General features: G+C 46.5%; 10 protein-coding genes. 8 read left to right on the forward strand and 2 right to left on the reverse strand.

The window, feature by feature from the left end; translation table 11 throughout:
* Positions 1-170 precede the first annotated feature (170 nt).
* Positions 171-2384: a polysaccharide biosynthesis tyrosine autokinase gene (locus QUA42_RS17065; RefSeq protein ID WP_333138465.1), complete on the forward strand. Its 2214-nt coding sequence runs from the start codon at positions 171-173 to the stop codon at positions 2382-2384.
* A 35-nt stretch (positions 2385-2419) separates the two neighbouring features.
* On the opposite strand, the gene QUA42_RS17070 is transcribed toward QUA42_RS17065, so the two are convergent.
* Entirely contained in the window at positions 2420-5833 is a 3414-nt protein-coding gene (locus tag QUA42_RS17070) for a PAS domain S-box protein (RefSeq protein ID WP_333138467.1), read from the reverse strand.
* A 591-nt stretch (positions 5834-6424) separates the two neighbouring features.
* Between QUA42_RS17070 and QUA42_RS17075 the strand changes: the two genes are divergently transcribed.
* From QUA42_RS17075 to QUA42_RS17105, 7 genes are all read left to right on the forward strand, one after another.
* The gene (locus tag QUA42_RS17075; RefSeq protein ID WP_333138469.1) at positions 6425-7399 is read left to right on the forward strand and encodes a LysR family transcriptional regulator; all 975 of its coding nucleotides are present in this window, start codon (positions 6425-6427) and stop codon (positions 7397-7399) included.
* A gap of 129 nt (positions 7400-7528) precedes the next feature.
* Positions 7529-8593, forward strand: coding sequence for an anthranilate phosphoribosyltransferase family protein (locus QUA42_RS17080; RefSeq protein ID WP_333138471.1), 1065 nt, complete (start codon positions 7529-7531; stop codon positions 8591-8593).
* A gap of 138 nt (positions 8594-8731) precedes the next feature.
* Positions 8732-9337 carry a molybdenum cofactor guanylyltransferase gene (locus QUA42_RS17085; protein ID WP_333138473.1) on the forward strand — a complete coding sequence of 202 codons (606 nt, stop codon included), beginning with the start codon at positions 8732-8734 and terminating at the stop codon, positions 9335-9337.
* Between the two features lie 45 nt (positions 9338-9382).
* Positions 9383-10558: an aminotransferase class V-fold PLP-dependent enzyme gene (locus tag QUA42_RS17090; RefSeq protein WP_333138475.1), complete on the forward strand. Its 1176-nt coding sequence runs from the start codon at positions 9383-9385 to the stop codon at positions 10556-10558.
* A 429-nt stretch (positions 10559-10987) separates the two neighbouring features.
* On the forward strand, positions 10988-11335 hold the full coding sequence (locus QUA42_RS17095) for a DUF6717 family protein (protein WP_015175132.1): 348 nt from the start codon (positions 10988-10990) through the stop codon (positions 11333-11335).
* Between the two features lie 101 nt (positions 11336-11436).
* The gene (locus tag QUA42_RS17100; protein WP_333138476.1) at positions 11437-12699 is read left to right on the forward strand and encodes an LCP family protein; all 1263 of its coding nucleotides are present in this window, start codon (positions 11437-11439) and stop codon (positions 12697-12699) included.
* Between the two features lie 78 nt (positions 12700-12777).
* On the forward strand, positions 12778-13287 hold the full coding sequence (locus QUA42_RS17105; protein ID WP_333138478.1) for a pentapeptide repeat-containing protein: 510 nt from the start codon (positions 12778-12780) through the stop codon (positions 13285-13287).
* Positions 13288-13415: 128 nt separating this feature from the next.
* Here QUA42_RS17105 and QUA42_RS17110 read toward each other — a convergent pair whose 3' ends face one another.
* On the reverse strand, positions 13416-14669 hold the full coding sequence (locus QUA42_RS17110) for an S-layer homology domain-containing protein (RefSeq protein ID WP_333138480.1): 1254 nt from the start codon (positions 14667-14669) through the stop codon (positions 13416-13418).
* Between the last annotated feature and the right edge of the window lie 334 nt (positions 14670-15003).

Genomic DNA, 15003 nt, shown 5'->3' on the forward strand with positions numbered 1-15003 from the left:
TAATTCTTTACTTCTTTTTAACAAAAGTATTTTTTTTTGTGATGTCGATCACAAAATTTGTAAAAACCAGGACAGTGCTTGAATTAAGTGATACAATATATATCCTCAATAACGAGTTGAAGAGCCTAGAGTGTTACTGTTTACAAAAAATCATTTTTCGGGAGTAACTAATGGAATCAACTGAAAATGGTATTGGATTTCAGGAATACTGGCAGATTTTGAAGCGCCGGTGGCTGCCAGCCTTAGCTGTATTTGCCTCGGTTGTTGCACTCACCACCTACGGCACGCTGCAGGAAAAAGCCGTTTATGAAGCAGAAGGAAAGCTGTTATTTAAGAAAACGACTCCGGGGTCTGCTTTAACAGAATTGGGCAAAGAAATCGGAGAGTTGACTCCTGCGGCGGAGCAAAGCAACCCTCTGACTACCGAGATAGAACTGATTCGTTCTGTCGAAATTATCCAAAAAACTATAAATAGGCTTCAGTTAAAAGACGAAAAAAATAATCCCCTGAAAACCAAAGATTTTTTTAAGAAGCTGACCGTAGCTACTATTAAGGGCGCTGATATCCTAACGGTTTCATACAAAGACAAAAACCCTAAAATAGCAGCAGATGTCGTAAAAACTATGATGAATTTTTATATAGATAACAATCAAAAAGTGAATCGCTTAGAAGCTGTGTCTGTTCGACAGTTTATTGAAAGGAAACTGCCTAACTCCGACCAAGCTATGCGGAAAGCAGCGGCCCAATTGAGGAAATTTAAAGAGGATAATAAAGTTGTAAATCTTGACGAAGAAGCTAAATCAGCAGTAGCAGTTATGGCGGAACTAGAAAGTAAAATCGACCAAGCTAAGTCGGATTTGCTCAATGCCAGTGCTAAGTCCAAAGCATTTGAAGACGAATTACAAATGAATCCCCAGCAAGCATTGGCTGCCAGCACTCTCAGCCAATCTAGCACTGTACAGGAAGCTCTGAAAGAGTACAAACAAATAGAGCGTCAGTTAGCAACTGAGCAAAATCGCTACCTGGATAATTCGCCTATAATAACTAGGTTAGAAACTAAAAAAGCTACCATAAAAGCTTTACTCGACCAACAAATACAACAAGTTTTAGGTGGCCAACAGCCGTTGCCAAATCAAAGTTTACAAATAGGAGAGGTGAAACAAAAACTGATCGAAGAATTTATTAAGGTAGATGTAGAGCGCCAGGGTTTGGCAGAGCGAGTTACTATTCTCTCCAATGCTCTAGCTGCCTACAAGCAGCGGGTAAAAGTTTTGCCGAAGGTAGAGAAGGAACAGCGGGAACTAGAAAGAAAACTTCAAGAAGCGGAAGCGGATTATCAGGAATTGCAAAAAAAACTCCAGGAAATTCGGATTACAGAAAATCAGCAAGTGGGGAATGCTCGGATTATCCAAAAGCCGAGTGTTCCGGAGGAACCAGCGCGTTCTCGCAAGTCTTTATTGCTGGTATCGGGCGGTTTTTTGGGAACTCTGCTTGCTATAGGTGCGGCGCTGCTTTTAGAATCTCAAGATAAGTCTGTCAAAACTATTGAAGAGGCGAGGGAATTATTTGGGTTTACTTTGTTGGGGGTGATTCCTTTTCATAGAAAGGCTGAAAAAAATCCTCGGCGCAATTCCTGGCGACTTAAGTCTGCTGCGCAGGATTTAGAGCTATCTCCTCGACAGATTGTTGTTAGAGATAGTCCTCATACTTCGAGCAGTGCTGCTTACCGAATGCTTCAGGCAAATCTGAGGTTCCTGAGTTCTGATAAAGAGCTGAAAGTGATTGTTGTCAGTAGTTCGCTACCGCAAGAAGGCAAGTCTACTGTATCCGCTAATTTGGCTGTAGCTATAGCTCAATTAGGACGGAAGGTTTTGCTGGTAGATGCCGATATGCACTGTCCTGTTCAACATCGGATTTGGGAACTTCCCAATCAAGTAGGCTTAAGCAACGTGATAGTCGGACAAGCTGGATTTGGGGATGCGATCGCACAAGTTATGGATAATTTAGATGTGCTGACTTGCGGTGTAATTCCGCCTAATCCAATGGCTCTGCTGGACTCGCAGCGGCTCACTTTATTAATTAAGCAATTTTCGGCTAGTTATGATGCCGTGATCGTTGATACTCCTGCTTTGAATGTTGCTGCTGATGCTCTGATTCTCGGGAATAAAGCCGATGGGATTTTATTGGTAGTGCGACCTGGAGTTCTTCACTCTGGTACTGTGGCTTTTGCGAAGGAGCTATTGAAGAAATCAAATCAGCACGTTCTGGGCTTAGTGGTGAATGGAGTAAGTCCTAAAAACGAACCGCACAGCCATTACTATTTTACCAACGAATCTTACACTCAAGAGCAGAGTCCTGGTATTAAAAAAACAAATAACCAGTAACCAATAACAACAGTTAACTGTTAACGGACAACTGACTAAATTGGCAGCCGCACTCCGAAAGTCGAGCCGAGTCCTTCCCCAGGACTTTCGGCCCAGACACTGCCGCCGTGGAGTTCCACGAGATGGCGGACGATCGCCAATCCCAGTCCCAGGCCGCCGTAATTGCGCGTAGAAGTGCTGTCAGCTTGGCGGAAGCGATCGAACACAAAGGGCAAAAACTCCTTGCTGATGCCAATTCCCGTATCGCTGACAACGATCGAAACAGAGTGAACCGGAGACAGCCCAGACAACATGGCGCCACCCCCTGCTCCCGCTTCCCCATCCTCTGAGAGCGTGATTTCCACGCGACCCGACGGGGGCGTAAACTTAATAGCATTCGAGAGCAAATTCCACACTACCTGCTGCAAACGAGTAGCATCGCCCCTCACCAAGCTCACCCCTTCGGCACAAAAACTCACCAATTCAATTCCCCTAGCTTCAGCATCAGGGGTCAGCGCCTTCACCGCCGTTTCTACAATCCGCACCAAATCCACCGGGAACAGCTTCAAACACACTTTGCCGCTCACAATCCGGGAAACGTCGAGCAAATCCTCAATCATCTGAGTCTGCAACCGCGCGTTTCGCTCAATAGTCTCCAAACCCACAGCCGTTTTTTCCGGACTCATCTGGCGCTGCCGCAGCATCTGGGCCCAGCCCAAAATCGCGTTCAGAGGCGTCCGCAACTCGTGAGAAAGCGTTCCCAAAAACTGGTCTTTAATCCGGTTGGCCTCCGCTGCTTCCCGGTACAGTCGCGCATTGTCGATCGCCACCGCCGCATCCCGCGCCAAATCCTCCAGCAAAACCAAATCCTCCTGCCCGCAGCGACGGCCCGACTCCCCGCACAGCAACGAAATCGCTCCCAGCGTCCGCCCGCGAGCGATCAGCGGCACGCAGATTGCCGACAGCACCTGGGATTGGGATCGCAGCACCAACTGCAGTTCCTTGTCCGGCACAACCGCTTCGATCACCCATTCCGGTATTTCTGGGTAGAGCTTCGACTCACCAGTCCGCAGCACCTTTGCTACTCCGTGCCGTCCCTGGGGGTCTAGTGGCATACGCCGATCAATTTGCCGCAGCAGAGCGACTTTGCTCGGATCTGAGTGAGCAACTGCTTGCAAGCGGATTGAGCCGTCTGCATCAAGCAAATGCACGCAGCACCAATCCCCGAGCCCCGGTACTGTTAAATCTGCCAAACCTTGCAGCGCCTTCTCGTAATCCAGGGAAGCCGACGACAGCAAAGCCAAAGCTTGAGCGTTAAAATAGGCTGTTTGGGCCGATCGCTGGCGATCGTCAATATCAGTACAAGTCCCGAACCATTTGAGAATTTTCCCCTCAGTGTCCCGCACGGGCAATGCCCTGCCCAAATGCCAGCGGTAAGCCCCGTCAGATGCCCGTTTAAAGCGGTATTCCACCTCGTAAGTCTTCCCTGTCTCCACCGAGGTCTTCCAGCTTTCTACGGAATCTTCCAAGTCATCGGGATGCAGGGCTAGCTGCCACCCCCAGCCTTGAGTTTCCTCCAGTGTCAAGCCAGTATATTCAAACCAGCGCTGGTTGTAGTAGTCGAGCCAGCCGTCGGCTCTGGCAGTCCAAACTATTTGTGGGATGGCTTCAGCGAGGACGCGGTACAACTGTTCGCTGGCTTCGGCTTCGCGACGAGCGGCCTGTTCCCGCGCCAATGCCCAATTCCGCTGTTCTTCGGCCTCTTTGCGAGCGGTGATGTCGCTAATAACCCCGATCCATTTACAGGGATTACCTTGTTTGTCAAGCACTGCTTTGCCTCGATCGATCCAGTGGAGCAAGCGGCCCCGCTGGCACTGAACGCGGTATTCCTGAAAAAATGGGGTGGCAGAACTGTCTGGCGCACTCAAATACCCATCGACCGCGGCCAAAACTCGATCGCGGTCGATCGGGTGCAAAATACTGTTCCAAGCTGCTCTTGTCCTCGGAAATCCGCCTTTTGCGTACTCCAAATGTTCGTCTACGTGACCGAACCACAGCACGATCCCGGTTTCGATATCCCATTCGTAAATCAAATCGCTGGCACTTTCTGCAGCAATCCGAAACCGCTCTTCAGACTGTCGCAGCACTTCCAGAAATTTAAAGCGTTCCGTCACGTCCAAAACCAGAGACAGCACCGATACCAACTGTCCCGAATCGCTGTAAAAAGCCGAATTGTACCATTCGCAGTGTACCAACGAACCCCACTTATTATAATTGCTGTTGCGAACTACATTGCAGCGATTTTCGGGTTTTTTTAAACTATAAATTGCCGATTCTACCTCTTCCAAATCGCCCTTAGAAATAAAGTTCCATTCGCTAAAATGCTTGCCTAAAACTTCTATTTTTTCCCAGCCAAAAATCTTCTGTGCCGCCGGCGACCACCCGCTGAGACGAAAATTTTCATCCCACTCAATCACCGCTAGGGGCGTATTTTCAAAATGAGAAGTGAGTTTTTGTAGCGCCTCGCGCAGGGATGCTTCTACTTGCTTACGCCCAGTAATATCGCTAAAAGAAATAGCAATGCCGTCGCCCAATTTAACGGTCATAATCCGAAACCAGGCGACAATACCTTCGTTGTTGTAATAAATCTCGGTCTCGAGGGGAATTCCTGTTTCTACAACTTGCACGTAACGGTCGAACAAATTGTTATCTTTATGACCCGGCAGCACTTGCAGCAATCGCTTGCCCGTTAATTCTTCAGGGGTACGGTGTTGCATTTTGGCCGCTGCGGGATTGACGTATTCCCATTCAAAATCCACAATTGTGGATTCGTCGCGGATGCTGCGGAATACGTTAAATCCGTCTAGAGATAATTCCTGAAAAACGCGGAAGCGTTCTTCGCTTTCTTGCAACTTGTCTACAGTGTCAAGCAGGAGGTCTTCGACTCGCTCGCGCTGTGTTATTTCTGCAAGCAATTGCTGGTTAATTTGCTGGAGTTCGGTTGTGAGGGAGGGGACGGAATTTGTAATAGCAGAGTTGGCTTGCAGTCGATCGACCTTTTCAGTTTCCAGCGCCGTATTTGCTGGTAAAGAGGCCGCCCCAGCAAAAGCCAACACTTGAGGAACCCAGGGGATCAGGGACGCTACAGCCCACAAACAGATGATAGCGGTAACGGCGGCGATCGAACTTGACAGCCAGTAGCTGGGATGCACCAGCATCCAAACTTGCATCAAGTGAGTTGTCCCGCCGCAGAAAAACCAGGCTCCCAATAGGAGAAAACCCTTGCTCAAAGGCACGTCCCGCTGCTTCCGGGCATAGTATGTCAGAATTGCTGGAATTGAATAATAAGCCAAGGCAATTAACAAATCGCTGACCGCGTGCAGTCCCATCAACTGGGGTTGCCACTGGCAACAGCCATCTTGGGGAATAAAATTGTGGTTAAATGACATAATCTTAATAAATGGCAGCATTTCGGCTTTCCTGTGCGATCGATCCTAGTTGCACTTGTGTTGCTGACCCGCTAATTTCTAGTTTATACACAAAAAAACATAAAACAAAAGTGATTTTAGTCCGGGGAGCAAAGTTCACAGCAGGCTTTAACCTGCCTGCAATATTCGTACATTTATTGAGAGGTTGAGGGAGAGTGAGGTACTATAATTCCCAAGGAGGTACGAAACTCAGTGCTATCTTTTGAAGTCACAACTTACGGAAAAACAGAGCAATTGAGCGCACTTGATGAAGGGATTACTAGAGTGCCGTTCATTGAAACGGTTTAACTAGAAGCTGGCAAGATTCGATAAATTCATCTTTATTGAATCTATTTTTTGATAAATTTGCCGATTCAGAAATCCCTTCAACATAGGAGAATCGACCTCTACTTGGAGGCTCAGAAATCCTGCCGGAGCAGATTCATACTTGGAGCGAACCATCCCCCCCTCTCGCCTCGGAATCAAAACTAATCTGTACCTGTATCAAAGTCTACTAAATTCTGCTACTAAATCGGTTAATGTCACAGATTATCTTCCAGTCAAATTTCTGAAACCATCTCGAATTAAACCTCCATGCGCTTAGAGCAGCTTCAAGCATTTCTTTCAGTTGCTGAAACTGGTAGCTTTCAGCAAGCGGCCCGGAAGTGTGGCGTTACCCAATCGACTATTAGCCGCCAAGTGCAGGGATTAGAAGCGGAAGTGGGTTTGTCGCTGTTTCACCGCACGGCCCACGCGAAACTGACTGTGGGAGGGGAATGCCTGCTACCTCACGCTCGCAAAATCTGTCAGACTTGGCAAAATGCTGCTGAAGAATTGGGAGACTTACGGGCGGGAAAGCAGCCGGAACTTTGCGTGGCTGCGATTCACTCGGTTTGCGCTGCTTATTTGCCGCCTGTGCTGCAAAAGTTTTGCCGCGACTATCCAGACGTGCAGTTGCGGGTGACTTCCCTCGGAAGCGATCGAGCCCTGAAAGTTCTCAAAGACGGTTTGGTGGACATAGCGGTGGTGATGAACAACCGCCATTTTACTCAAGCCCCGGAAATGTTGGTTGAGGTGCTCTACAATGAGCCGATCGAGGTGTTGATGGCGGCGGGTCATCCCCTGGCCCAGTACGAGCGAGTACCTTGGCCGGAATTGATTTGTTACCCGCAAGTGGTGTTTAAGGATGGGTACGGAATGCAGCGGATGGTGCAAGAACAATTTGGACGCATCGGTGCTAAACTTCATGCTGTTTTGGAACTGAACACTCTTGATGCTTTTCGGGGTGTGGTGCGACAGGGAGAGTTGATTGCTTTGCTGCCGCATTCAGCTTTGGTGGACGCGAAGGGCGATCGCACTTTAGCTATTCGGTCGATCGCCCAAGAGCGGTCAAATTCCAAGGTTTCGACGATCGGTCAATTGGCAGCAGATCCCACTTGGACTCGCGAAGTGGTGTTGGTGACAACTCACGATCGAATGCAAATTCCGCCGATCGCCCATTTCTGGAATCTGGTACGCGAATTTGTGCCGCCATTTGATTTAATCAAGCTAGAAAAATCAGGGAGTTAATTCGATAATTTTGAATTGAATTTTGGGAATTTTAAATTGAAACGGATTCAAATATTACCAAATTACTAACTATCAATTACCAATTACTAACTACCCACTACCAACTACCCATTACTAACTTTAAAAGTTATGAGTGACGCATTTAGAGAATTGCTGCGAAAAATTGGCAGCGGAGTACACACAGGAGAAAACTTAACTCGCTCCGAAGCAGCAGCAGCCACGCGGATGATGCTGCTGGGGGAAGCAACACCGGCTCAAATCGGAGCTTTTATGATTTCCCACCGCATTAAACGGCCCACTGGGGAAGAATTAGCCGGAATGCTCGATGCTTATGAAGAATTGGGGCCTATGCTTGCCCCCCCAAACCGAGAAAAAGGGTTTTCCGTCTCTACCGTCGCCGTGTTTGGCGTTGCTTACGACGGGCGATCACGCACGGCTCCAATTAGCCCAATAACCGCCCTAATTTTAGCAGCCTCTGGCGTCCCAACTCTCATGCACGGGGGGGATACAATGCCAACGAAAGAAGGCATTCCTCTGATTGAAATTTGGCGCGGTTTGGGAGTGAATTGGGGAAAACTGAGTTTAGAAAAAGTCCAGCAAGTTTTTGACAATACGGGTGTGGGTTTTGTTTACCTTCCCAAGCATTTTCCTCAAGCCACCGCTTTAGTTCCCTACCGCCGCGAAATTGGTAAACGGCCACCTTTTTCGACAATGGAGTTGATGTGGTGTCCCTGTATCGGCGACGTTAACGTTATATCGGGCTACGTCCACCCGCCGACAGAAGGTATGTTTCAAAAAGCCTTTGAGCTGCGCGGAATCAAAAATTATACCACAGTTAAGGGATTGGAGGGAAGCTGCGATTTGCCGCGCGATCGTACTGCGATTATCGGCATTGCTAAGCCGGACGCTGAGTTTGAACGAGTGCTTTTAGCTCACGGAGATTACGGTTTTAGCAACACAAATCCTGCCTTTGAATCAGCCCCAGAGTTATTCAAACAAATGCAGGAAGTGTTGCTGGGAAAACCCTCGGAATTGATGCAGTCCGCTATCTGGAACGGCGGATTTTATCTGTGGCGCAGCGGAGTTTGTTTGGATATAAACTCGGGTTTGATTGAGGCCGAAACTTTATTAAGTAGCGGTCAAGTCGTGCAAAAACTTGAGGAAGTTAGCCAAGCCGTTAGTGTTTTGAGTTGACAGTTGACAGTTGACAGTTGACTACTGACTACCAGACATCTCCAATAATTATTATGGAACAGGCATCTTGCCTGTTCAACACAGGTAATTCTTGCGATGACTACTGACTACTAACTACTGACTACTGACTACTGACTAATGACTAATCATAAAATTGCTGTAATTGTGCTTGCAGGCGGTCAAAGTTCGCGGATGGGTAAGGATAAAGCTCTACTGGAAATTGAGGGCAAATCCCTATTGCAGCGGGCGTTGGAAGTGGCCGCAGTTGTAACCCCCAAAGTTTATGTTCTGACTGCTTGGCCCGATCGCTATCGATCGACCTTAACCGAAACATCCCAATTTCTGGTAGAGTACAATCCGGGTTCCGGGCCTTTGGTTGCATTGACTCAGGGATTGACAGAAATTGCCGCCGAGTGGATTTTACTGTTAGCTTGCGATTTGCCTTTGTTGGATGCCCAGATTATTCAGAATTGGGCAAGTCAGTTAACAGAATTTTCCCCATCAACTTTAGCAGTTGTGCCTTATCAAAATTCGCGCTGGGAGCCTTTGTGTGGCTTCTACCGCCAACAATCTCTGCCCAGCTTGCAAAGTTTTATTGACAAAGGGGGACGTTCCTTTCAAGTGTGGTTAAATCAAATCTCCTCAATACCTCTACCTGTAGGGGAACCAGAAGCAGTAATGTTATCCAATTGCAATACCTTAGAAGAGTTTGAGCAATTAAAAGGTAAAATGGTTAACGGTTGACAGTTGACTAATGACTACTGACTAATGACTAATTACTAATTACTAATGATTAACCAATATTGGTTGCTTGATCGCAATATAACTTTCCTCAATCACGGCTCTTTTGGGGCCTGTCCCATTCCCGTACTCGAAGCGCAAACCATTTTTCGCGAACAACTGGAAAGAGAACCATTGCGCTTCCTTCTGCGGGAATTTGAACCCTTGTTGGATAATGCGAGAAATCAGTTAGCAGCATATCTCGGTGCGGCTGAGGATGACTTGGTGTTTGTGCCGAATGCCACGACGGGAGTAAATGCTGTTTTGCGATCGCTCTGTTTTTCTCCGGGCGACGAATTGCTAACTACAAATCAGGAATACAACGCTTGCCGCAATACACTTAATTTTGTAGCCGAGCGTACAGGCGCTAAAGTAATAGTAGCAGAAGTCCCCTTTCCAATTGAATCACCCGACCAAATTATTGAAGCAATAATTAAGTGCGTTTCACCGCAAACAAAGTTAGCTTTATTAGACCACGTTGTGAGCCAAACAGGTTTAATTTTTCCCATCAAACAGTTAGTGGGCGCGTTAGCTAACCGTGGCGTGGATGTATTGGTAGACGGAGCTCATGCGCCGGGAATGGTAGCACTGAATTTAGATGAAATTGGCGCGGCTTACTATACGGGAAATTGCCATAAATGGCTGTGCGCGCCCAAAGGTGCGGGCTTTTTATACGTGCGGCGCGACAAGCAAGATGCAATTCGCCCAACTACGATCAGTCACGGTGCTAACTCGCCGCGCGCTGATAAATCGCGCTTTCAATTAGAATTTGACTGGATGGGGACAGTCGATCCTAGCCCCTATTTGTGCGTACCTGTAGCTATTGATTTTATGGGTTCTTTGTTGAGCGGCGGCTGGCCGGAATTGAGGGCAAAGAATCATGCTTTAGCATTGGCGGGGAGAAAAATATTGGCGGACAAATTAGATTTGCCGCTGCCTTGTCCTGATGAAATGGTGGGTTCGATGGCTGTTGTGCCTCTGGCAGACGGCCAGTCTGATGAGGTTGCAAAGGGAGGAATTCCACCTTTGCAAGAGGCGCTGTGGGAGATTTTTAAAATAGAAGTTCCGGTGATTCCTTGGCCGACTGCTAGTAAGCAGTTGGTGAGGATTTCGGCTCAGTTATACAATACTTTGCCGCAGTATCAATATTTAGCTAAGGCGCTGGTTGAGCTGACGAGAATTTGAGCTGGAGCTTCCCCAAAAGAAACATCACACGCAGCTACAAACAGTTATAGGTTTGTAGTTAGGGTGTCGGTTCTCATAGTTTGGGAGAAGACAGACTATTTGTATACCCTTACTATAAACGTAGTAAGGGTATACAAATAGGCAGAATAAGAGGAAAAAGCCTGCCAAAAATCACCTTTATTCCTCTTGAATTTTGCTACTATTTACCTCAAATAAAAAAGTCAAAAAAAAATTGCTCTAAAACCCCATCGCCCTCAACTTCGCCCCTCCGCCCAAACCGAATAAAATTTTTAAATAACCCAAAAAAATTCCTAAGTTAAAACAGGGTTGTCAAAGCGGATAGCGCACAACTTCCGCGCAACCGAATATAATGTATCCACACTTGCATTTTTGCAGACAAAAAAAAGGAAAGGAAAAGAGGCAAATACCATGTCCAATGCCATGATGGTAATTTACCCCTATCGCGAACAGTACACCTGGGTTTTTGACGACGAGCGAGTCGGACTTGTCCGAGAACCATTTGTTCAGGGCGTCCCCGAAATGATTAACGCGCTTGTCGCAGACATTCCGAATGCCGCTCAAGGTTTCCGACTTTTATTTTCAGCCAATCCATTTCCCGGATATCAAGCAGAAATGCTGTGGTTGAAAGCAGAATATGGGGGTAACTGGTATCGGTGGGAATCGAAAAATCTCGAAGGCTGGCTGTGTCCGGCTATGTTCAAATACTTTCCAGAAGCACCGCCCAAGTTTTACTGCAAAGCTGAAAAACTGCAATAACCAACAGCAAGTAAATGAAAAACTTGTCAATTTTTAAAAGAAACTTTGTTCAACCAGTCGATCAAACATCTCGAAAAAAGCCTAAATTCTTTGTGTATATCGTGGGACTATTTTTCCTAGTTTTCACAGCGGCAATTTCCGCCACAATGGGGGCAATTACCGCTCTGTTAGCTCCCGTGGAACCGCCAATTATCAATAGAGTATTAGAGGCTACTGGCTTTGACTATCTATCCTCGAACCGCTCTGGATACCGCCTATCGCGGCCCGTTAATATCTTGATATTGGGAATTGACCGCGTGCCGGAAGCTGCCGCCAATGGCCCTAAGATATTTAACGGTCGCAGCGATACAATACTCTTATTGCACCTCGATCCTAGAGATAAATCTATTAGTTTGCTTTCAGTCCCGCGAGATACTAAAGTCGAAGTTCCCGGAATTCCCTTCAGCAAAATTAGCGAAGCCAATGCCAGGGGAGGAGCAGCTTTGGCGACGCGATTGGTTAGCAGTATGCTGAACAATACGAAAATAGAACGATACGTGCGAGTCAGCAGCAATGCGTTTCGGGAATTAGTCGATTTAGTGGGCGGAGTTGAGGTATTTGTACCTCGCGCCATGTCGTATACAGATAGCGCCCAAAAGTTAAAAATAAACTTAGCCAAGGGATGGCAAACTCTCAACGGAGAACAAGCAGAACAATTTGCTAGATTTCGCAACGATGGTTTAGGAGATATTGGTCGCATTCAGCGGCAGCAATCTTTAATTCAAGCTATTCGGAACCGCCTCGCAAGTCCATCAGTATTGGTGCGCTTGCCACAAATTGTGCGATTGATGCAAAAATATGTAGATACAAACCTAAATTATGAGGAAATATTGACGCTGGCAAATTTTGGTTTGCAATTGGAGCGAGAGAATTTTAAAATGGTAATGTTGCCCGGAAGTTCTAGTTCAGAACAAACCGATTTGAGGAGTTATTGGATTGTAGATGCGATCGGTCTCGATCGCATTATGACACAATATTTAAACCCGGGCGTGCCGGATTTTGCCCAAGGACGATTTCGCAACCCAACCGAGTCTGTTTTGCCCAGAAACCTCAAAATAGCTGTCCAAAACGCTTCTAACAAACCGACCACCGCAAAAAATGTTGCTGACTTTCTCACAAAAAAGGGCTTTTTTAATGTATCTGTAGTGCAGGATTCGCCAGAGAAGCAGCGGCAAAGTCAAATTATTGTTCAGCAAGGCGATTTAGAGGCAGCGAATCTACTGCAAAAAGAGTTAGGCGGCGGTAAAATTGAAGCATCTTCTACGGGTGAAATCAATTCTGACTTGACGCTTCGCGTCGGCGAAGATTGGGTAAAGCGATTTTAATTAGTCATTAGTCAGCAGTTAACCGTCAACAGTTAACAGTCAACACTCAACTATGTCCAATCCCCCATTCCCCTCATCATGAAAAGTGTTTTCCGAATTGTTCTGAGCCTGGTTTTAAGTTTAGTGTTGGCTTGTGCGTGGGTGCTGCTGAGTGCTACTCCGGCATTTGCCCTGCCGAAAACAAATATTAATTACACAAATATTAATTTGTCCGATCGCGATTTTTCCAACTCGGATTTAGCGGGGGGAACATTTGTCGCAGCCGAAATGCGGGGAACAAATTTTCAAGGTGCTGATTTAACTAATGCGATTTTGACTAAGGGAGTTTTGCTGAATGCCAACTTGTCAGGTGCCAACCTCTCCGGTGCTTTGGCAGATAGAGTTACATTCGACGGCGCTAATTTGATGAATGCTAATTTTTCCGAGGCAATTATGACTCGAACTCGGTTTTTTGATGCTGCAATTTCCGGCGCAGATTTTACTGACGCGATTATCGACGCTTATCAAGTGAGTATCCTGTGTGAGAAAGCAGATGGTGTCAATCCCGTGACGGGAGTTTCTACCCGCGAAAGTTTGGGATGTCCGTAGGAATTCACACTTAAAGAAAATCCCTGGCTAATTATTTGATTAGATGCACCTTTAGCGAGGTAAAATACACAAATTAAAGCCCCTCTCCTGCAAGGCGAGGGGTTTGAGGAAATTTCCAAGTATCGGCTTTATCGAGCGCTACAAATGTCTGTGCTGGCAGTACCAACTACCAAATCGGAATTCAAAAGCAAATCTAAATCGGTGTCAGGATTAACCGCATACAAATCGACTTTATCTCTACCCAAAAACACCCCGATCAAAGTCCCGATTCCGGCACCGCCGAGCACCTCTTCAGTCGCGATCGCCCGATCGCCCGTAACACCTGCAATCGCCGCCGCTGCTGCTGCACCCAACGCCGTATTCTTAACCAGATTGCCAACATTAACGCCCTTGGTAACAGTTTCTTTCCTAGTAATCAGTTGGGAAGTGGCATTGAGAGGCACTCTGCTGCCGTTGAGTATACTTAATTCTTGAGCCACAAACTGAACGCCCGAAGCAGTCGATCGCAATTCGCCGCTAATTTTCGAGCCTTCGGGTATCAGCACTTGGCCATTATCGCCCGTGATATCCGAAGCTACAGTCAGCGTAATCGGAGACTTGTCATTGGGGCCGAGCAAAATCTTGCCTTTTGTGTACTCAATGGGGATAGTCACCCCACTGGGAATTTTCACAGCAACAGATTCGCTAACATCAATCTTAGCAATGTAAGGAGAATTAATTGCTCTTGCTTGATTGGTACTCACTAATGTTTGATAGATAAAAGCAGCTACTTCAGCTCGCGTTGCTGACTTGTTCGGTTTGAGAGATTTAGGATTGGGATAGCTGACAACCAACTGTTTTTCAGTAGCAGCAGCAACGCTTTTGACAGCATAACTTTGAATCTCACCCGCATCGCTATAGTAACTGAGAACATCTTGAAAATCGCAGGTAGGCTCATAGCCCATGCCGTTATTTAAAGCGACTACAACTTGAACGCGAGGAATCTGCTGTGCCGGCCTGAAAACATTGCCGGGATAGCCAGACATCCATCCCATTTCGTAAGCTTCTGCGATCGCCCCGCTTGCCCAAAAATTAGACGGAACATCGGCAAACCTAACAGCAGCGCGGGTTTTTGCCTTTTTCACAGAACGGATCATTGCCGCGAATTCAGCCCGCGTTACCAGTGCATCCGGGCGAAAACTGCCATCGGGAAATCCTTTGATAATTCCTCTTTCTGACAAATCTTGAATAAAATCTTTTGCCCAGTAGTTATTATTAACATCCGAAAAAGCTGTCTGAGCAAAAGAAGGCGCGGGAGCTAGCATCGGCGCTGCGGTTCCGGCAACTGTTCCCAATGTTAATAAAACAGATGTACCGGATTTGATGCGATGTAATACAGACATTTTTTGATTCTCCAATTTACACAATTTTTTTATTGAGGAGAACTAAGCTTTTAATAGGCTGATTGATTCTGCCCGAACTTGCTCTTTCCCTCACTTATATAATCATTGTTGAATTTTTTTATTTTTCTTGCGGGGAAGATACGGTCTTTTAAAATAAATATTTTTATTCGGACTGTGGAATTTTAAAATGCTTAAATTCCTTAACATCCTTATGTTGCTTATCTCCCTTATCTACCTTGTGTCGGCAATTAACAGGATTTAGGGACAAAGCCGTTTGATATTAGTCAATTATATTAACTAAAAGTGAATATAATTGACTCGATAGAGAAATACC

The organism is Microcoleus sp. Pol11C2, assembly GCF_036701505.1.
Lineage (GTDB): Bacteria > Cyanobacteriota > Cyanobacteriia > Cyanobacteriales > Microcoleaceae > Microcoleus.

Excerpts from the sequence above, each read along its gene's own strand:
- QUA42_RS17065 (WP_333138465.1), top strand. The coding sequence starts at position 171 with ATGGAATCAACTGAAAATGGTATTGGATTTCAGGAATACTGGCAGATT.
- QUA42_RS17070 (WP_333138467.1), bottom strand. The coding sequence starts at position 5,833 with ATGCTGCCATTTATTAAGATTATGTCATTTAACCACAATTTTATTCCC.
- QUA42_RS17075 (WP_333138469.1), top strand. The coding sequence starts at position 6,425 with ATGCGCTTAGAGCAGCTTCAAGCATTTCTTTCAGTTGCTGAAACTGGT.
- QUA42_RS17080 (WP_333138471.1), top strand. The coding sequence starts at position 7,529 with ATGAGTGACGCATTTAGAGAATTGCTGCGAAAAATTGGCAGCGGAGTA.
- QUA42_RS17085 (WP_333138473.1), top strand. The coding sequence starts at position 8,732 with ATGACTAATCATAAAATTGCTGTAATTGTGCTTGCAGGCGGTCAAAGT.
- QUA42_RS17090 (WP_333138475.1), top strand. The coding sequence starts at position 9,383 with ATGATTAACCAATATTGGTTGCTTGATCGCAATATAACTTTCCTCAAT.
- QUA42_RS17095 (WP_015175132.1), top strand. The coding sequence starts at position 10,988 with ATGTCCAATGCCATGATGGTAATTTACCCCTATCGCGAACAGTACACC.
- QUA42_RS17105 (WP_333138478.1), top strand. The coding sequence starts at position 12,778 with ATGAAAAGTGTTTTCCGAATTGTTCTGAGCCTGGTTTTAAGTTTAGTG.
- QUA42_RS17110 (WP_333138480.1), bottom strand. The coding sequence starts at position 14,669 with ATGTCTGTATTACATCGCATCAAATCCGGTACATCTGTTTTATTAACA.